This is a genomic window from Comamonas thiooxydans, assembly GCF_000964545.1.
GTDB lineage: Bacteria > Pseudomonadota > Gammaproteobacteria > Burkholderiales > Burkholderiaceae_C > Comamonas > Comamonas thiooxydans.
Window position 1 is genome coordinate 26,099 of record NZ_BBVD01000024.1, and the last position, 18,652, is coordinate 44,750.

Genomic DNA, 18,652 nt, shown 5'->3' on the forward strand with positions numbered 1-18,652 from the left:
GCCTCAGGGGGTGATCAAGGCTTCAATTCCAGCTTGATCGCGCCCAGCTCGGTACTGCCATTGGCGCTCAGGCTGGTGGCCTGCTTGACGGGCCACTCGAAGGGAATGGACACCAGCTCGCGGCCACCGACTTCACGTGCGGCTTCCACCATCAGCTTGTACTGGCCGGGAGCCAGCTGGGGCAGCGGGTTCTTGCCTTCGGCAAAAGACAGCGCATGGGTGCCCACGGGCTTGGTCGGCTGGGTCACACCATCGATGGGAAAGCTCAGCTCGCGGCCGGTACGACGCCACCACTGGCGCATGTCCTTGAGCCACTTGGTGCCCTCGGCATTCTTCATCTTCACGTCATACCAGACGGACAGATTGGCAGCCACGCCGCCGTCGGCCTTTTCCAGCCACACGGCGACATAGGGCTTGTGGTATTCGGCCACCTGCAACTGGGGCACGGTCACAGCCACATTCATGCCGCCCGCGATTGCCGGCAGGCCCACCACGGCGCTCAGCGCCACCGTGGTCTTGAAAATCCGCTTCGCCATTTTTTCTTCCTTCACAAAATTCTTGGGCTCAATGCACGAGCAGCAACACCAGCAAGGCGGGCAGCACCAGACCCAGGCCCACCATGGGCCAGGTCATGGGGCGGCGCTGCGCATGCATCTTCAGGATCAGCAGACCCGTGATGCAAAACACCAGGCAGCCAATCGCAAAGACGTCTATGAACAGGCTCCAGGCTCCGCCCGTATTGCGCCCCTTGTGCAAGTCGTTGAGGTAGGAGATCCAGCCCCGGTCGGTCTTCTCGTACTCGACCGAGCCCTCCTTCAGGTCCACACGCAGCCAGGCATCGCCACCCGGGCGCGGCATGGGCACATAGGCCTCGTCTTCGCTCCACTCCACGGCAAAATCCTTGGCACTGACCTTGATCTGCTGAGCCAGCCAGCCATCCACCTCGGCAGGCAAGCCCACGGCATTCTTGTCCGCCGCTTCCACGCCCTGCTTCTGGGCTTGTTGCAGTTTTTCGAGCAGATCCGGGGGCAGTTGCGCATCACGCGATTCGACCTTGGGCTTGGACTCGATCTGCCCGGCGTGATTCAAGGTGAATCCCGTCACGGCAAACAGCAGCATGCCGATCAGGCAGATGGCGGAGCTGATCCAGTGCCACTCATGTAATTTTTTGAGCCAGTACACCCGCTGCGGGGCGTTGGAGGAAGCCGCGGTCATTCAGAACTTTCTGGGATTGCGTTGCCGCCGGGCCGGGCCGAGCCGACCTTTGGGACATAGCGCCACAAGGCCAGTCCTTGCTTGCGCAGCAAGGCGGCATTCTAGTTGCGCAAATTCTAAATGCATCTCACTTTTATTTACTTTACTTGACGTAAACAAAGCGCCCTCGCGCCCAGGGCTTTTGCCAGCTCAGCAAACCCGTGGCTCGACCGATTCCGGCGATCCGCTGCACGCCCTCCACTCAACAATCTGTTGCCTCACTGCAACAAAACGTAGATTGCCGATACTCATTATTGAATGGTATCGAGAATTATTATCAATATCACCTAGAATCCGCACGCTTTTTCAAAAAATCGACTCTTCATCAAAAGCATGTCCAACAACCATCTGACCCCGACCGACTCCAACGGCTTGCGCTGCGAGCTCAAGCAAATCGTGATTGCCGCAGGCCTGTGCCTGATTGGCGCCAGCGCGATGGCTCAGCAGGAAACCACCTTGTCCACCGTGAATGTGGAAGCCGCTGCCGAGTCCAGCTTCAAGACCGAAGCCAGCCCTCAAGGCAAGTTCACCGCTCCCCTGCTGGACACGCCCAAGACCGTTCAGGTCATCAATGAAGAGATCATCAAGCAGACCGGCGCCACCAGCCTGCAAGACGCTCTGCGCTCCACCCCCGGCATCACCTTCGGCAACGGCGAAGGCGGCAACCCCACCGGCGACCAGCCTTTCATCCGCGGCATGGACGCCCAGTCCAGCACCTTTGTGGACGGCATGCGCGACATCGCCGCTGGAACCCGCGAACTGTTCAACGTCGAGGCCGTGGAAGTCATCAAAGGCGCCGACTCGGCCTATGCTGGTCGCGGTGGTGCAGGCGGCTCCATCAATATCTCCACCAAGAAGGCCAAGAACGAGAACTTCATCTCCGGCGACGTGGGCCTGGGCACCGACAACTATCTGCGCGGCACGCTGGACATCAACCGCAAGATCAACGAGACCACCGGCATTCGCCTGAACGCCATGGGCCACAGTGCCGACGTGCCCGGCCGCAATGGTCCTGACAACAAGCGCTGGGGCATTGCCCCCACCGTGACCTTCGGCATGGGCACAGCCACCGAAGTGACCCTGTCCTGGCAGCATCTGCAGACTGATGACATGCCTGATGGTGGTGTGCCTTATTTGTACCGCAATAGCACCGCATCAAACTTCAACGGCAACAAGACAACTCCTGACGCCACGAGCCTTCCCGGTGGCAGCACCGTGCGCCCCTCATACGGCTCCGATCGCTCCAACTGGTACGGCATGAATAACCGTGACTACCAAAAGGAAAAGAGCGACCTGTTCACCGCCGCTATTGAACACAAGTTCACAGATACCAACAAGATCCGCAACAGCCTGCGTTACAGCAAGAGCAAACAGGACTATGTCTGGACCCAGCCTGACGACTCCAAGGGCAACGTGCTTGCTGGCTATGTCTGGCGTCGTGGCAACTTCCGCTTCTCCGATGTGGAAACGCTGCAAAATGTAACGGAGTTCACCGGCAAAGAGCAAACAGGTTCGGTTGGCCACTCCTACGCTTTTGGCCTGGAGCTATCCAAAGAAAAATCCGATGCATACTCGGGCGCTATTCAAGACGGCAAGACGGCCAACTGCACTACATCAAACATGTGGTGCACGCCTCTGAACAGCCCAGACGCGTCGACGCCATGGAACTACGCGTGGGACAAGGGGCGCTCTACCCGAAACAAGATCGACACCATCGCACTCTATGGCTTCGACACATTGAAATTCAATGAGCAGTGGCTGCTTAACGCGGGCCTGCGCGTTGATCATTACAAAACATCCTCATACGCTCCCGAATACACCAACCCGCTGACCGCCGCGAAGTCAGACCTGCTTGACCAGTCCCGCAGCGACACATTGTTTAACTACCAGTTGGGCGTGGTCTACAAGCCTGCATCCAATGGCAGCATCTACGCCAATATCGGAACCTCTTCCCGCCCTGGCGGCTCCTCTTTGGGTAATGGCAGCGAAGATTTGGCAATCACATCCGACGCACTTGCCAGCCTGAAGCCGGAAAAGACCAAGTCCATCGAACTGGGCACCAAGTGGGATCTACTGAACAAGAAACTGAACCTGAGCGCTGCAGTTTTCCGCAACGAAGTGACAAATGTCCGCATCACTGAAAACGGCATCACTTACATGGGCGGTAACAAGGAAGTAAATGGTCTGGAGCTTGGCTTCACGGGCCAAATCCTGTCCAACCTCAGCGTGTTCGGTGGCTATACCTATATGGATAGCGAACAGAAGAACATGGGTGTCGGCAATATCGCCAATGGCCTGCCCTTCATCAATACACCTAAGCACAGCTTCAGCCTGTGGACCAGCTACAAACCCATGCCCAAGCTGACTCTGGGTCTGGGCGTCTATGCTCAAAGCAGTGTGAATGCCTCGTACGTCAAGTCCACCGTAGATGGCGGCATCGTGACCAAGGGTGCTTCCGGCTATGCCCGTTATGACGCGATGATGGCCTACCAGATCGACAAGAACCTGAGCTTCCAGCTGAACGTCTACAACCTGGGCAACAAGGTGTACTACACCGGCGTGCGCTCGCCTCATTACGCCAATATGGGCGCCGGCCGCTCGGCCGTGGCTTCGCTCAAGTTCACGTACTAATTCATGTACTGACAGGAGCAATGACAGTCCTGCCTGCGCTTGATCTGGCGCAGCCTGGCTGCAAACCATGCCCCAAAGCCCCGCAGGCTCCTGATGCCAGCGGGGCTTTTTACATGCACACTTGGCGGATCAAGCGCATTGTCGCTGGCTCGCAAAGCCTGATCTTCGCCATCAAAACCATAGCTGATAGCGCCTTTCCATAAATGTTTTCAACCCAATAAATCATTGAAAGCTATAGGCATCAAGCGCTACCAGCTATGGTTAATGATGTAACCCGGATCATCAACAAATAGATATCGCCTCACTCCCGCCATGTTGCTACGCATCCCCTGCCTGCTCACCCCCGATGAAGTACGCCACTGCCGTCAGGCGCTGGAAGCCGCCAGTTGGCAGGACGGAAAGACCACGGCCGGCCACGTGGCCGCTCAGGTCAAGAGCAATCTGCAGCTGCCGCTGGACAGCAAGACCGGCCAGCAGATAGGCGATCTGATCCTGGACCGGCTGGGCCGCAACCCGCTGTTCATGTCGGCAGCCCTGCCGCTCAAGGTCCTGCCGCCGCGCTTCAATCGCTATGAGGGTGGAGGCACTTATGGCAACCATATCGACAACGCCTTCTTCACCATTCCGGGCACGGCCATCAAGGTCAGAACCGATGTCTCCACCACGGTGTTCTTCAGCGACCCCGACGAATACGAAGGCGGCGAGCTGATGGTGGAAGACACTTTCGGCCAGCAAAGCGTGAAGCTCGCGGCCGGCGATGCCATCGTCTACCCTGGCACCAGCTTGCACCGAGTCAACCCCGTGACGCGCGGCACGCGCTATGCCTCGTTCTTCTGGACGCACAGCCTGGTCAAGTCGGCGGAGCAGCGCCGTCTGCTGTTTGATCTGGACCAGAGCATTCAGCAACTCACGCAAGAGCAGCCCGAGCATCCGCGCATCGCCGCCCTCTCGGGCACCTATCACAATCTCTTGCGCATGTGGTCTGAAAGCTAGCCCCCTGGGAGACGACAGCCTGAGCTGCTGGGTAGCCCTCGCCGGCTGTCTCCCCCCTACACTGCGCCTGCTTTGCTGCCTCGCCCCCATCCAACCGGCTTGATTTATGACTGTTGAACCTTTGAATGCCGCTGGCCAGCCCGTCAAACCGCCACTGACGCAGATTTCCGCGCAGATAGGCTCCCTGGCGGACTACGCCCGGCTGGCCCGCGAGCATATGGAGGCTCAGGCCTGGGCCCACCTGGAAAGCGGTGCGGACCAGGGTCTGACTCTGGCCCACAACCGCCAGGCCTTCGACCGCATCCGTCTCTGTCCTGAGCCGCTGGCCGATCTGTCGGCCGCGCATACGCGGCAAAGCCTGCTGGGCCAGAGTCTGGACTGGCCGTTGCTGCTGGCACCAGTTGCCTATCAACAGCTGGCGCATCCCGAAGGCGAGCTCGCCACGGCGCGCGCGGCCATGGCCATGCGCACCGGCATGGTGGTCAGCACTCTATCCAGTTGCACGCTCGAAGAAATCGCCCAGGCCGCGCAAGCTGCAGCGCAGGAGCTGGGGCGCAGCGGCCCGCTGTGGTTCCAGCTCTACCAGCAGCCAACGCGCGAGCACACGCTGCAGCTGATTCGCCGCGCCGAAGATGCCGGTTATCAGGCCCTGGTCTGGACGGTGGACGCCCATATCAAGCGCTCCAGCTACCCGCTGCCGCCAGGCGTGGAGGCCGTCAATCTGCGTGGCATGCCCCAGCAACGGCAGACCGGCGATCTGATGAGCGAGCACATTCTGTTCGGCAGCGAGCTGGCCCGAGGCGCGCCTACCTGGGACGACCTGGTCTGGCTGCGTCAGCAAACCCGGTTGCCGCTGATCATCAAAGGTCTGCTCTCGGCCCGCGCCGCCGCGCAAGCCGTGGAACTGGGGGCCGATGCCATCGTGGTCTCCAACCATGGCGGGCGAGTGCTGGACACCGCCGTCTCCCCCCTCGAAGTGCTGCCTGCCATTCGCGCGGCCACGCCTGCCCATATCCCGCTGCTGATGGATGGAGGCGTGCGCCAGGGCACCGATGTGCTCAAGGCCATCGCCCTGGGTGCCAGTGCCGTACTGCTGGGCCGGCCGCAAATGCATGCCCTGGCGGTGGCCGGCATGCTGGGGGTGGCACATATGCTGTATCTATTGCGCGCCGAGCTGGAGCTGGCCATGGCCCAGACCGGCTGCGCCAGCCTCGATCAGATCGGGCCCCGGCTTTTAACCACTTGCTGATTGTGCGTAATTTGGCGGCATGCATTGCAAATGCGATGGATTCTCATTTATACTCCGCCTATTACATCAATAGCCAGCAACAACTGCCTGTAGCCATGATCGTCTGTGTATGCCGCCGGGTTTCTGACCGAGAAATAGCACGCCACGCGCATGCGGGGATGAGCTTTGACGAAATCCAGTTTGAATTGGGTGTTGCCACACAATGCGGGCGCTGCGAAGGCTGCGCACGTGATGTCGTCGCCCAGTGCAGTGCAAGCCATCCGATCGCGGCCATCCACAACGAAGCGCAATCCTGCGCGTCGGTGCAGACGGTTCAGCTTGCCACCAATATTCTGGAAAGCAAAGCATGGCCCACCTCTCCGTCCTCTCAGCCGTCTTTGGCAGTCTGATTCTCGTGATGGTATGCACCTGGTGGATCCTGCGTGAATGATGCGATCCTGTCTGCGTGCCCTGCTTCCTGTGCCTGCTATTGCCGGTTGACCAGCGCTTTTCCTTTCTGATCCCAGCCTGCGCTGGTTGCTCTTCTCGTTCTTATGTCCCAGTCTGATCGATTTGCACCTGCCAGCGGCCCGAGCCGCAATATGGCAGTTGCTGGTGCTGTGGTTGTCGTGCACGCTGCCGCCCTGTGGGCCATGCAGCATGGCCTGGCACAGCAAAAGCCGCCAGAGATAGTGATTCCCGCCAGCGTGATTGCCCAGTTTGTGGCACCGCCGGCTGCCGAACCTGCCCCGCCGGCCCCTCCCCCTCCACCCAAGCCTCCGGCGCCAGCGCCCAAGCCCGAGACCAAACCGCAGCCCAAGCCCGAGGTCAAGAAGGCTCCGCTGCCCAAGGCCATCAAGGACCCGACACCGGCACCGGCTGCACCTCAGGGGGCATTGGAAGACAGCGACAGCAAACCGGACAAGACACCGCCGGCACCACCCGCGCCCCCGGCACCTCCGGCTCCGCCTGCGCCTCCCGCACCACCAGCTCCGCCCAAGATCGAGCAGCCATCAAGCAATGCTGCCTATCTGAACAACCCAGCTCCCGCTTATCCTTCGGTCAGCAAGCGCATGGGTGAACAAGGCAAGGTGCTGCTGCGCGTCTATATCAACGAGCAGGGCCAGCCCGAGAAAATCGAAATCAAGCAGTCCAGCGGGTTTGACCGCCTGGATGACGCCGCCGTCAACACCGTGCGCCAGTGGAAGTTTGTCCCCGGCAAGCGCAACGGCGTGGCCGAACCCATGTGGCACATCGTGCCCATCAACTTTGTTCTCAAATAAATCTGCAGTTCTCAGGAGTACCCATGGAATCCCAATTCGGCATTGCCCACGTCTGGACACAGGGCGACTTCGTGACCAAAGGCGTGGCCATCATCTTGCTGGTCATGTCGGTGGCCTCTTGGCTGGTTATCATTCTCAAGGCGCTGGATATTGTGAAATTCAAGAAGTTCGCCACCCAGGCGCAGGACTTCTGGCACAGCCCCGATCTGGCCACCGGCCTGGAAAAGCTGGGTGACGACAAGCAGAACCCCTTCCGCTTCATGGTGCTCGAAGGCCGTGAAGCCTCCGCCCACCACCGCAAGACCAGCGTCCACCTGCATGACACGCTGGACATCAGCGACTGGGTGACCCGCTGCCTGCGCAACGGCATCAACGAATTCACGGCCCGCCTGCAATCCGGCTTGGCCATTCTGGCCTCCGTGGGCTCGACCGCCCCCTTCATCGGCCTGTTCGGCACCGTCTGGGGCATCTACCACGCTCTGGTGGCCATCGGCATGTCCGGCCAGTCATCCATCGATAAGGTGGCCGGCCCCATCGGCGAAGCGCTGATCATGACCGCTCTGGGCCTGGCCGTCGCCATCCCCGCCGTGCTGGGCTATAACGCTCTGGTACGTGGCAACAAGGGCATTTTGAACGCCCTCAACAGCTTCGCCCACGACGTGCACGCCTACTTCGTGACCGGTGCCCGCGTTTCCGTGGACGGCCAGGTCTCTGGCAATGTGCTGCCCCTGAAGAAAGGCGCCTAAGCCATGTCATTCGGAACCATGGACGATGGGGACAGCGATGATGTGATGAACGAGATCAATATGACGCCTCTGGTGGACGTCATGCTGGTTCTGCTCATCATCTTCATCATCACCGTGCCCGTGATGAAACACTCGGTCAACGTGGACCTGCCTCGCGCCACCAACCAGCCCGAGGACACCAAGCCTGCCACCGTGCAGCTGGGCATCACGGCCGACGGTAAATATTCCTGGAACGGCCAGGAAATCAGTGACGAGCAACTGGAGACCAATCTTCAGACCGAGGCCGTCAAGGAGCCGCAGCCCGACCTGCATATCCGCGGCGACAAGGAAGTGCGCTACGAGCGCGTGGCCCAGGCCATGGCCGCCGCCCAGCGCGCTGGCGTCAAGAAAATAGGCTTTGTGACCGACCCATCCAAATAAGCCCATGCTTGCAAAAACGGCCCTCAGGGGCCGTTTTTTATTGTGGAACCTGCATCAAAACAGCACTCAAGCCGCCCGGCACAGGCACAAACTGCTGATGGACCGCAGGCAAAAATCCTCAGATACGGCTGGACAGATTCCACATGAAAAATAAATGGCAGTTTTTTTTGCGAATGAGATTAAGTATCACTTGCTTTTCAATTGAGAATTGTTATCATTACACCAGTTTTTGATCTTAAGGAATCACGGCATGTCTGCACCGCTTGTTGCGACCTCACAGCCCAACAACCGTAGCACCCCCTCCATGGCTGCTGCAACCCCCTCAGCCGCTTCCGGCTCCAGCCTGGGCCTGGACAGCGCCCTGCTGCTCAACGGCCAGAAGGCAGTCACCATCCTGCACAACGGCACTCCTTATCGCCTGCAGGCCACCAAGCTGGGCAAGCTCATTCTGACCAAATAAACCGTTTCATCGTGGGGCGACACCGCAAGTGTCGATTCGCCAGCCATAGTCGTTGTAGAGCACCTGCCCTCTCTTGTGCTCACACTTCACATAGCCACGCGTTTTTTCCTCATTCGCAACCCGCCAAAACAAAACCCCTGCGCGCATCAAGCGGCAGGGGTTTTGTTTTGGACTCTGCCGCTGCAGCGGCAGAAATCAAGCCATTACAGGCCCAGGGCTGCGATGCCGGCCTTGGCAACCTGTGCGTCTTCGTTGGCCTTCACACCCGAGACACCCACAGCGCCCAGCACCTGACCGTCCTTGATGATGGCCACGCCACCTTCGAGCAGACCGTCCACAAACGGAGCGCTCAGGAAAGCGGTACGACCATTGTTGATCATGTCTTCAAAAGCCTTGGTGTCCTTGCGGCCCACGGCTGCAGAGCGTGCCTTGGCGGGGGCGATATGCGAAGAGATGGGAGCAGCACCATCCATACGCTGCAACAGCAGCAGATGGCCGCCGTCGTCCACGATGGAGATCGTCACGGGCCAGTTGTTCTTCAGTGCTTCAGCTTCGGCAGCCGCAGCGATGGCTTTCACATCGGCCAGTTCGAGTTCGTGCTTGGTCTTCATGAGATAAAAAGCTCCGTTGGATTGTCAATGCAGCAAGCATATTCTGTACTTTGCAGGCAAAAGTAGATGCGATGTGAAAAACATTCCATCCTAAAACTGCCGCATTGCAACGGGGTATTGCAAAGGCTTCTCAAGACCCCCACCTAGAATGACAATGTTTCAACACACAATTCCTGAAGGAGGAATGGCTACATGAACGAACAAGTCACCACACTGGGCTCTGCGGGCTACGGTGTCTCGCAGCAAGAGCGCAACCGTGTCTTGCGCAATACCTACTGGCTGCTGGCACTCAGCCTGATCCCCACCGTGCTGGGCGCTTGGCTGGGCGTAGCCACTGGCATGACTCGCGCGCTAACGGGCGGCGTGGGCCTGATCGTGTTCATGGTCGGCGCCTTCGGCTTCATGTTCGCGATCGAAAAGACCAAGCACAGCGCCGCTGGCGTGCCCGTGCTGCTGGCCTTCACCTTCTTCATGGGCCTGATGCTATCGCGCCTGATCGGCATGATCCTGGGCTTCTCCAACGGCACCCAGCTGATCATGACCGCCTTTGCCGGTACCGCTGGCGTGTTCTTCGTGATGGCCATGCTGGCCACCGTGATCAAGCGCGACCTGTCGGGCATGGGCAAGTTCCTGTTCGTGGGCGCTCTGGTGCTGATGGTAGGTGCCATCATCAATGTCTTCGTGGGTTCCACCGCAGGCATGATGGCCATCTCCATGCTGGCCATCGGCATCTTCTCCGCCTACATGCTGTATGACCTCAAGCAGATCATCGACGGCGGCGAAACCAACTACATCAGCGCCACCCTGGCCCTGTATCTGGACCTGTTCAACGTGTTCCAGAGCCTGCTGGCCCTGCTGGGTATCATGGGCGGCGACCGCGACTAAACCTCGCCACCACTCAAGCAAAAAGGAGTGCCTTGCGCACTCCTTTTTGTTTCCAGTAACCTTGACGTCAAGCGCGGTCATCGCATTGATGGATATTTCAGTCATGGCCTAAATTTCCGACTGCCGCTGCCGATAAGCAGACAAGATGAAGCCAAACCACCTTCCCCGCGCACTTGCCATTGCCCTGCTGCCTCTGGTACTGGCAGGCTGCAAGATTGAAGACATTCCGGGCCTGGGTCCAGACCCACGCACCGTGGCGCGCGAGTCCGAAGCCAAGGCCATTGGCGGTGCCTGTAGGCATGCCATGCGCGGGCTGGAGGATTGCTACGTCCTCAACCCCAAGGCACCCAAGGCGCTTGTGTTTGCGGGCTGGAAAGACATGGATGAATACATGCGCTCCAACAAGATCGAAGGCGTGCCTTCCGTACTAGGTCAGAGCTCAGCCGAAAAGCGCAGCACTGCGGAGCCAGAAAACAGCGCCGGTCGCAACCGCAGCTGAAGTCGCTTGTGCCAGGCCCGGATCATGAGTTCCGGGCCAGTGCCAGCCAACGCCCGCACAGGCCGTAGCAACACTGCTACGGCCTTTTTCATGCTCGACATCTCTCACGCCAAGCTTTTCGGATGTCATATTTCTTTTACGGACTTTGAATACAAACAATTCTCATTTATATTCATTGACTATTGATTCCATTCTTAGCCGCACATACGCGCATCCCAGCGACGAGTTCTGTTGTGCTCTCAACCATGGGGACAAGACTGCCGTGCCAGATGATGACTTCAACCAAATACGCCTTGAGCATGAGGCCCTCATGCTGACCTACATGGAAGTGCAGACCCGCTGCACGGCACAGATGCAGTCGCTGGCACGGGAAGTCGAAGCACTCAGGCAGCAGCTCGTACAGCTCAGGGCCAAGGTCATTGTCCGCGACAGCGCGCTTGCCTGGGAACGTGAGCAGCGCCACGCCCTGGCCCAGGCGATGGCACTGGATCTGCTGCAGGAAACACCTCAACCCACAGTTGAACAGACAGTGTCCGGCGTCGACTGGCCTTTGGTTGAGGATACCGACAGCCAGGCCCTGTCCGAGCAGCAGCTACTGGAAGACAGTCTGCACGCCGCCGACCTGGTGATTTGCCAGACAGGTTGCATCAGCGACGGAGCCTACTGGCGCGTGAAGGATCACTGCAAGCGCACTGGCAAGACCTGCCTGCTGGTGGATCAGCCGACCGCCTTGCGGGTGGTTCGCATTCACCCATCGGGAGAGAACGGAAAGGTCGTTGCAGCCCAAGCCTGCATCGAGGGTACTTCATGAGCCACGGCACAGGAAAAACCTGGGCTGCAGATTTGCTGTCTGCCTGGAAGCAGCACACCCGCATGGCGCTGGCCGCAACGCTGGAGCATCGCCATCTCTCAGCACTTGGACACTACCGACATGCACAACAGCTTGGCTTGCAGTTGCTGGTCGCGGAGTCCGGCGATATTGCCGACGATGACCGTATCGCCGCTTATGTCGTTGCTCACCTGAATCTGGCAGATGCTCTCGTCGAAGCGGACCGGGCAGGAGCTGCATTTGAATGCCTGCATGAGGCACAGCAAGCCCTGATGCCATTTCTGCAGCAGGACTCCACCAGCCAGTCCCTGAGTCTGGCGATATACCGTCATCTGCCGCAGCTCCTGGCCGCGCAGGCTGAGCACGCGGCAGCACGGCCCCATAGCGCCTGCGGCATCTGCGCCCCAGCACCCGTCCACCTCGCCAGCAACAGGCACTCTCGCCTTGCCAGCTTCGAGTCCGTGCATTCATCACTGCACTGACTCCCTTCTCTCACTGCCAAGGCTTTTACTCATGAGCTACACCCTGCCCCCACTGGCCTACGACTACGCGGCGCTGGAGCCGCATATCGATGCGCAAACCATGGAGATTCACTACTCCAGGCATCACCAGACCTATGTCAACAACCTCAACACGGCGCTCGAAGGCAGCGAATACGCGCAATGGCCGCTGGACGATCTGCTCGTCAAGATCGAATCGCTGCCTCAGCCGCTTCGCCAGGCCGTGCGCAACAATGGCGGCGGCCATGCCAATCACAGCTTGTTCTGGCAAGTCATGTCTCCCAAAGGGGGTGGCCTGCCGCAGGGCGCTCTTGCGGCAGCCATTGACAGGGACCTGGGCGGCTTTGAGAACTTCAAGACCGAGTTCACCAAGGCCGCCATCAGCCGTTTCGGCAGCGGCTGGGCCTGGCTCAGCGTGGACCGCAGCGGCAAGCTGCATGTGGAGAGCAGCGCCAATCAGGACAATCCTCTGATGCCTGGCATTGGCAGCCGCAACACGCCGATTCTGGGCCTGGACGTCTGGGAACACGCCTACTACCTGAAATACCAGAATCGCCGTCCCGAATACATCGCTGCTTTCTACAACGTGGTGGACTGGAACGAAGTGGCACGCCGCTTCGCTACCGCCACCCAGCCTGGCAGGAGCTGAGCCATGGGCCCGGACGGACTGCAGAGCGCATCTTCAAGCCAATCGCCCCTGCCGCTCAGAACCCGGCTCGGGCTGCTGATCTCCGCAGCTGGTGCTCTGGTGCTTGCATCCATGGTCTGGAAGCAGCTGCAGAGCAATCCCGCAGCACTGAATGCACTGCTGGGCGGCAGTGTGGCGGCGCTGGCGACCGCCCTGGGCGCTTTGCCTGTGCTGCTGACCCAACATCCATCGGAGCGCACACAGGACACACTGTTTGGCTTTGGCGCAGGAGTGATGCTGGCCGCTTGCGCCTTTTCATTGATTCTGCCCGGACTGGAAGCCGCCAGGGCGGCCACCCCGAGCGGGAGCAGCGAATGGCTGGGCGGCGCCATGATCGGCATCGCCATTTTGCTCGGCGGTGCCGCTCTGCTGGCCATGGACCGTCTGCTGCCGCACGAGCACTTCATCAAAGGCCGTGAAGGCAACCATGCCCGCCAGTTGCGACGCACCTGGCTGTTTGTGATTGCCATCACCCTTCACAACCTGCCCGAAGGTCTGGCCATCGGCGTGGGCTATGCCGCCAACGAGGGGCTGCGCGCCAGCTCGCTGACGCTGGGCATTGCCATACAGGACGTGCCCGAGGGTTTTGTCGTCGCAGCCTCTTTGCTGGCTGCCGGCTATACCCGAGGCTTTGCGGTAGTGCTGGGCGCACTGACAGGGTTGATCGAGCCTCTGGGAGCCGTGATCGGCGCCATCGTGGTCAGCAGCTCCACCATGCTGCTGCCCTGGGGCCTGGGCTTTGCAGCCGGGGCGATGCTGTTTGTCATCAGCCACGAGATCATTCCGGAATCCCACCGCAAGGGCCATGAAGCCTGGGCCACCACGGGACTCATGCTGGGCTTTGTGCTGATGATGATTCTGGATACGTCCCTTGGCGGCTGAACTGCGCCGCGCAGGCGCAGTTCAGGTCATGCTCGCTTATGTGCGCTCGAAAACGGCCATGGATTCCACATGCGCCGTATGCGGGAACATGTTCACCACGCCCGCCGCCACACAGCGATAGCCGGCCTGGTGCACCAGCAAGCCTGCATCACGCGCCAGCGTGGCCGGGTTGCAGCTCACATAGACAATGCGCTTGGGGAACTGCCAGCTTTCCTGCCCCTCGGGCAGCGGAGGCAGCAAATCGGGCTGCTCTTCGCTGGCAACGCCGGTCTGCTTGGCGCCGATGCGGATCTGGTGAATATCGGCAAGTGCCTTGGACAGGGCAAACGCCCCTTCACGCGGAGGATCGACCAGCCACTTGTCGGAGTTGCCGTCGGCAATCAGCATGGCAGGCGTCATCTCGAACAGATTGCGCGCCACGAAGCTGGTGGGAGCCAGCTTGTCGTCTTCGCTGCGAGTGGCATTGTTGCCCGCGTAGTTCTCGTGCGAGCGCTTGACCAGGGTTTCCGAGCCTTCGATGCCCAGCACCTCGCGCGCCATGGTGGCAATGGGCAGCGTAAAGTTGCCAAGACCGCAGAACCAGTCGATGACGCGTTCGTCCTTTTTCGCATCCAGCAGACGCAGCGAGCGCGTGACCAGCACACGGTTGATATGCGGATTGACCTGGGTGAAGTCGGTGGGTTTGAACGGCATGGTGATGCCGAAGTCCGGCAGACCATAGGACAGCTGTGTGCCGCCTTCTTCCATCAGGTGCACGGTATCCGGACCCTTGGGCTGCAGCCACCACTGGACGTTCTGCTCGGCAGCAAAGTCGCGCAGGCGCTGCTTGTCGGCATCCGACAGAGGCTCCAGATGGCGCAGCACCAGGGCGGTGACATGGTCGCCGCAAGCCACTTCGATCTGAGGACAGGTTTCGCGCGCATCCATACTGGCGATCAGTGCGCGCATGGGCATGAGCATTGCGTCCACATGGGGCGGCAAAATCTTGCAGACCTCCATGTCGGCAATGTAGCGGCTCTTGCGCTCGTGGAAGCCCACCAGCACCTTGCCCTTCTTGGCCACATAGCGCACCGACAGGCGCGAACGGAAGCGATAGCCCCAGGCCGGGCCTTCGATGGGGCGCAGCAGCGTCTCAGGCTTGACCTTGGCCAGATGCCAGAGGTTGTCCTCCAGTACACGCTGCTTGATGGCGACCTGGGCCGCCACATGCAGATGCTGCATCTTGCAGCCACCACAGGCGCCGGCGTGCAGCCCGAAATTAGGGCAGCCGGGCGTCACGCGCTGCGAGGATTCGCGGTGGATTTCAGTCAGCGTGGCCGCTTCCCAGTTGTTCTTCTTGCGATGGGTGTTGGCGCTGACGATTTCACCGGTCAGGGCGCCGTCGATGAAGACCACCTTGCCATCGGGCTTGCGGGCTACACCCTGGGCATCCATGTCCATGGACAGCACTTCCAGCCAGCCCTCGGGCAGCGCCGGGGCATCAGACGGGACTTCGGGCAGGTTTTCGGGAATTTTGTTGTCGCGGGATTCACTCATGGTGCCCGATTGTCTCAGGCCGCCCCATACCCGAGAGCCGACCACGGCAAAAAACTGCATGGGCGCCCATATCAAGCGCCCAGCCGATAGGCCCTCTGCAAGGCAAAATCAAGCCTCAATGTGCCGCCGACTCTTGTCTGACAGCTATGCAATCAGAAGCGTTGCTCTTCACGCAGCCGGCGCTCGCGGCTATTGCGCGCCGCAGCAATCTGGGCGCGCTCGGCGATCAGGTTGACCTCGGTGGCACAGTTGTACTCGTCGAGCGAAAAAAACATGCGGGCTCCGGGGGCGAGTTGCGACACCGTCTGATGCAGGGGCAGAGACAGGTCGACCGGCGCCACATTGGAGCGATAGATCAGCTCGTTATTGGGTGCATAGACAAAATAGCAGGCAGCCGATGCGACCTGGGCCCCAGCACAGGCCGACAGAACCAAGGCGGCACGCAGGACGGATGCAGCGGTCATGAACTCTCCCTTCCCTGACGGGGCTCCATGCCCCTGTAATCCGGCTATTTTACGAGTAGCGACGCAGCGACCGGGTCGATGCGAAATTTCTTCATTGCAAGAAAATTGCTTGCAGCCATTCCCCCCTATGCGCACAGCCTGCACGAACACCTTGCGGATTCCTCTCGGGCATTCGTTCGAATATAAATTTCTGTATTGACAGAAATTTCAAGCAAGACCACACTTCATCTCATGCAACTGAGTCCTATCGCTGAACGCTTTGTGCACCACTGGGGAGATATGGGCAACGCCTGGGGCGTGAACCGCACGGTGGCGCAAATTCATGCACTGCTGTTCTTTCATGGCCGCCCCCTCAATGCCGACGAAATCTGCGAAACCCTGGGTGCGGCACGCTCCAACGTCAGCAACAGCCTCAAGGAGCTGCTGAACTGGAACCTGATTCGCAGCAGCCGCAAAAGCGGTGACCGGCGCGAGTATTTCGAGACCTCGGCCGATGTCTGGGAGCTGCTGCGCACCATTGTGCGAGAGCGCAAGCAGCGCGAATTCGACCCCACCAGTGCACTGCTGCGCGAATTGATCGCCCAGCCCGAATTCGAGCAGGAAACGCCCGATGCCCAGGATCGCGTGCACGAGACGCTGCGCCTCATGGATTCGCTGGGCATCTGGACCGACGAGATGCTGCGCCTGTCGCCGGCCACGCTGGACAAGATCCTGCGCCTTGGCGCCAGCGTCCAGCGCTTTGTCCGAGGCAAGGATGGTGGCAACGATTGAAGCCGAACTGAATTCTGTCAAGGCAGAAAATTGCAAAGGAGTAGCGTATGCGAGTTCTGATCTGCGGCGGCACAGGCTTTCTGGGCCGACATATCGTGAATGCGCTGGCCCTGCTGGAGCACGACCCCGTGGTGCGCAGCCGCCACAGCCAGCCGCCTGTGGACTTTGGCGCCTGCACCACGGCCGAGGCATGGCTTGAGCATCTGCAGGGCATCGATGCCGTCATCAATGCCGTCGGCGCTCTGCGCGACAAGCCCGGTCAGGATCTGCAGACCCTGCACTCTCTGGCTCCCATCGCGCTGTTTGATGCCTGTGCCCAGGCCGGCGTGCGCCGCGTGGTTCAGGTCTCGGCTCTGGGTGCCGGCCACAGCGGCACCCAGTACGCAACGACCAAGCGCGCGGCCGACGAACATCTGCTGGCACTGGGCAGGCAGGGCCTGCTCAAGCCCGTTGTCGTGCGCCCCAGCATCATCTTCGGTGCGGGAGGGGCCAGCAGCCAGTTGTTTCTGAATCTTGCCAGACTGCCCGTTTTGCTGCTGCCCGAACTCATGCGAAGCAGCCAGATTCAGCCCGTGGCCGTGCGCGATCTTGCCGAAGTGCTCGCGCATATGGCGACATCGGACACCGGCGAAGGTATCGTCGAAATCGGCGGCCCCCTGCCGCTTTCGACAGAGGCCTTTATCGCCAGCCTGCGCGCCCAGATGGGCTACGGCCCGGCTTCGGTGCATGCCCTGCCAGACTGGATGAGCAAGGGCAGTGCCAGAGTCGGCGACCAGATACCAGCCCTTCCCTGGTGCAGCGAAACCATGGCCTTGCTGGAAAACGACAACGTCACCGATACTCAGACCCTGGCCTCGCTGCTGGGGCGCGCCCCCGTGGCTCCGGATGCCATGCTGGCCACCTTGCCCAAGGAAGGCCGCCGCCATGCCTGAGTTGCAAAACGGCAGCAGAACCAACCCGCAAAAGCAAGCTGCCAGATTCATGCACGCCAGTCTGGTCGTCGTCTGGCTGGGCACGGCTTTGGTCAGCGCACTGGACTATTTCGGACTCTCGGGGCTCAACCACGAAGGTGCCCGCTTGCTGGACCAGGGCGGCATTGGCGATGCACGCTGGCAGGCACTGCTCATCTGGTCCGGCTTGCTGGCCGATTTGGCTCTGGGTCTGGCCTTGCTGCTGCGCCCCGGCCGCGCCATCTACCTGAGCGCCCTGCTGCTGATGACGGCCATGACCGTGATCGGCACGGCTCTTCAACCCACGCTGTGGCTGCACCCTCTGGGGCCGCTGCTCAAGAACCTGCCCATCGCCGCCATGCTGTGGTTCTTGCTGCAAACAGATCACTCGTACAACAGGCTTGAATCATGAATACCTATCTGTTGCTCAAGACACTGCACATCCTCTCCAGCGTGCTGCTGGTCGGCACCGGCCTCGGCTCGGCCTTCTACATGTTCTTTGCCAACCGCAGCGGCTCGGTCGCCGCCCAGGCAGTGGTCAGCCGCCTAGTGGTGCGGGCCGACTGGTGGTTCACTACTCCCTGCGTCTTCATTCAGCCGGTCACGGGCATTGCCATGGCCTATCTCGCAGGCTGGCCGCTCACCACTCCCTGGCTCGCGCTTTCGCTCGGCCTGTATGCGCTGGCCGGCATCTGCTGGCTGCCCGTGGTCTGGCTGCAGATCCGCATGGCGGCGATGGCGACCCAGGCGCATAGCCAGAGCCAGGCCCTGCCGCCGCTTTTCCGGCAGTATCAGTTGCGCTGGGAAGCTCTGGGCTACCCCGCTTTTGTGGCCATGGCCGGCACCTACTATCTGATGGTGAACAAGCCGGCGCTCTGGGGTTGAGGCGTCTGCCATGATCGGCTCGCCCACATCTCGCTCATCAGGAAGGACGGCAGCCCGCTCATTGCAGCGATAGCGGCCATGCCGTCTCAACCTTTTGCGACTCGTCAGCTATCGAAACACACCAATCGCTTCCACAA

At 60.4% G+C, this 18,652-nt stretch carries 23 protein-coding genes; 18 read left to right on the forward strand and 5 right to left on the reverse strand.

The features are described 5' to 3' along the window. Positions 1-14: 14 nt before the first annotated feature. Together Cth01_RS22735 and Cth01_RS22740 are read right to left on the reverse strand one after the other, a co-directional pair. Entirely contained in the window at positions 15-536 is a 522-nt protein-coding gene (locus tag Cth01_RS22735; protein WP_012838986.1) for a DUF2271 domain-containing protein, read from the reverse strand. A gap of 28 nt (positions 537-564) precedes the next feature. Continuing rightward, positions 565-1,215 (reverse strand): PepSY-associated TM helix domain-containing protein, encoded by a 651-nt coding sequence (locus Cth01_RS22740; RefSeq protein ID WP_045840518.1) that lies wholly within the window; start codon positions 1,213-1,215, stop codon positions 565-567. A 372-nt stretch (positions 1,216-1,587) separates the two neighbouring features. On the opposite strand from Cth01_RS22740, the gene Cth01_RS22745 reads away from it, so the two are divergent. The 8 genes from Cth01_RS22745 to hemP all read left to right on the forward strand — a co-directional run bounded on the left by Cth01_RS22745 (position 1,588) and on the right by hemP (position 9,015). Further along, a complete protein-coding gene (locus tag Cth01_RS22745; RefSeq protein WP_045840519.1) occupies positions 1,588-3,885 on the forward strand; it encodes a TonB-dependent receptor in 2,298 nt (765 codons plus the stop codon). Positions 3,886-4,197: 312 nt separating this feature from the next. Further along, on the forward strand, positions 4,198-4,878 hold the full coding sequence (locus Cth01_RS22750) for a Fe2+-dependent dioxygenase (RefSeq protein ID WP_034358914.1): 681 nt from the start codon (positions 4,198-4,200) through the stop codon (positions 4,876-4,878). A 121-nt stretch (positions 4,879-4,999) separates the two neighbouring features. Beyond that, positions 5,000-6,127, forward strand: coding sequence for an alpha-hydroxy acid oxidase (locus tag Cth01_RS22755; protein ID WP_034358916.1), 1,128 nt, complete (start codon positions 5,000-5,002; stop codon positions 6,125-6,127). Between the two features lie 95 nt (positions 6,128-6,222). Then, a complete protein-coding gene (locus Cth01_RS22760) occupies positions 6,223-6,516 on the forward strand; it encodes a (2Fe-2S)-binding protein (RefSeq protein WP_034358951.1) in 294 nt (97 codons plus the stop codon). Positions 6,517-6,660: 144 nt separating this feature from the next. Continuing rightward, positions 6,661-7,389 carry an energy transducer TonB gene (locus Cth01_RS22765; protein ID WP_034379817.1) on the forward strand — a complete coding sequence of 243 codons (729 nt, stop codon included), beginning with the start codon at positions 6,661-6,663 and terminating at the stop codon, positions 7,387-7,389. A 23-nt stretch (positions 7,390-7,412) separates the two neighbouring features. Then, a complete protein-coding gene (locus Cth01_RS22770; protein ID WP_003069935.1) occupies positions 7,413-8,135 on the forward strand; it encodes a MotA/TolQ/ExbB proton channel family protein in 723 nt (240 codons plus the stop codon). Between the two features lie 3 nt (positions 8,136-8,138). Next, entirely contained in the window at positions 8,139-8,555 is a 417-nt protein-coding gene (locus Cth01_RS22775; protein ID WP_034358920.1) for an ExbD/TolR family protein, read from the forward strand. A 250-nt stretch (positions 8,556-8,805) separates the two neighbouring features. Then, complete coding sequence (gene hemP, locus Cth01_RS22780) at positions 8,806-9,015, forward strand: hemin uptake protein HemP (protein ID WP_003069932.1); 210 nt, start codon at positions 8,806-8,808, stop codon at positions 9,013-9,015. 203 nt (positions 9,016-9,218) lie between these two features. On the opposite strand, the gene Cth01_RS22785 is transcribed toward hemP, so the two are convergent. Further along, positions 9,219-9,626 (reverse strand): GlcG/HbpS family heme-binding protein, encoded by a 408-nt coding sequence (locus Cth01_RS22785; RefSeq protein ID WP_045840520.1) that lies wholly within the window; start codon positions 9,624-9,626, stop codon positions 9,219-9,221. 192 nt (positions 9,627-9,818) lie between these two features. Here Cth01_RS22785 and Cth01_RS22790 point away from each other — a divergent pair, with 192 nt between their 5' ends. From Cth01_RS22790 to Cth01_RS22815, 6 genes are all read left to right on the forward strand, one after another. Continuing rightward, complete coding sequence (locus tag Cth01_RS22790; protein ID WP_003053535.1) at positions 9,819-10,511, forward strand: Bax inhibitor-1/YccA family protein; 693 nt, start codon at positions 9,819-9,821, stop codon at positions 10,509-10,511. Positions 10,512-10,656: 145 nt separating this feature from the next. After that, entirely contained in the window at positions 10,657-11,010 is a 354-nt protein-coding gene (locus tag Cth01_RS22795) for a hypothetical protein (protein ID WP_045840521.1), read from the forward strand. Positions 11,011-11,320: 310 nt separating this feature from the next. After that, the gene (locus Cth01_RS22800) at positions 11,321-11,821 is read left to right on the forward strand and encodes a DUF2325 domain-containing protein (RefSeq protein WP_045840522.1); all 501 of its coding nucleotides are present in this window, start codon (positions 11,321-11,323) and stop codon (positions 11,819-11,821) included. Continuing rightward, on the forward strand, positions 11,818-12,321 hold the full coding sequence (locus tag Cth01_RS22805; protein ID WP_045840523.1) for a DUF2753 family protein: 504 nt from the start codon (positions 11,818-11,820) through the stop codon (positions 12,319-12,321). Before Cth01_RS22800 ends, Cth01_RS22805 begins: the two co-directional genes overlap by 4 nt. Positions 12,322-12,352: 31 nt before the next feature. Further along, a complete protein-coding gene (locus Cth01_RS22810; RefSeq protein ID WP_045840524.1) occupies positions 12,353-12,988 on the forward strand; it encodes a superoxide dismutase in 636 nt (211 codons plus the stop codon). A 3-nt stretch (positions 12,989-12,991) separates the two neighbouring features. Then, entirely contained in the window at positions 12,992-13,909 is a 918-nt protein-coding gene (locus Cth01_RS22815) for a ZIP family metal transporter (RefSeq protein ID WP_034392947.1), read from the forward strand. A gap of 36 nt (positions 13,910-13,945) precedes the next feature. On the opposite strand, the gene rlmD is transcribed toward Cth01_RS22815, so the two are convergent. Further along, positions 13,946-15,445, reverse strand: a complete 1,500-nt coding sequence (gene rlmD / locus Cth01_RS22820; RefSeq protein WP_034393016.1) for a 23S rRNA (uracil(1939)-C(5))-methyltransferase RlmD — start codon at positions 15,443-15,445, stop codon at positions 13,946-13,948. A 152-nt stretch (positions 15,446-15,597) separates the two neighbouring features. Then, positions 15,598-15,909, reverse strand: a complete 312-nt coding sequence (locus Cth01_RS22825; RefSeq protein WP_012838997.1) for a hypothetical protein — start codon at positions 15,907-15,909, stop codon at positions 15,598-15,600. A 231-nt stretch (positions 15,910-16,140) separates the two neighbouring features. On the opposite strand from Cth01_RS22825, the gene Cth01_RS22830 reads away from it, so the two are divergent. From Cth01_RS22830 to Cth01_RS22845, 4 genes are read left to right on the forward strand one after another with little or no spacing between them, the layout of a single operon-like run. Beyond that, the gene (locus Cth01_RS22830; RefSeq protein WP_012838998.1) at positions 16,141-16,680 is read left to right on the forward strand and encodes a GbsR/MarR family transcriptional regulator; all 540 of its coding nucleotides are present in this window, start codon (positions 16,141-16,143) and stop codon (positions 16,678-16,680) included. A 47-nt stretch (positions 16,681-16,727) separates the two neighbouring features. Beyond that, entirely contained in the window at positions 16,728-17,612 is an 885-nt protein-coding gene (locus Cth01_RS22835) for an NAD-dependent epimerase/dehydratase family protein (protein WP_045840525.1), read from the forward strand. After that, on the forward strand, positions 17,605-18,042 hold the full coding sequence (locus Cth01_RS22840; RefSeq protein ID WP_045840526.1) for a DoxX-like family protein: 438 nt from the start codon (positions 17,605-17,607) through the stop codon (positions 18,040-18,042). The genes Cth01_RS22835 and Cth01_RS22840 overlap by 8 nt, the downstream gene beginning before the upstream one ends. After that, positions 18,039-18,515 carry a DUF2269 family protein gene (locus Cth01_RS22845; protein WP_045840527.1) on the forward strand — a complete coding sequence of 159 codons (477 nt, stop codon included), beginning with the start codon at positions 18,039-18,041 and terminating at the stop codon, positions 18,513-18,515. Before Cth01_RS22840 ends, Cth01_RS22845 begins: the two co-directional genes overlap by 4 nt. Positions 18,516-18,652 lie beyond the last annotated feature (137 nt).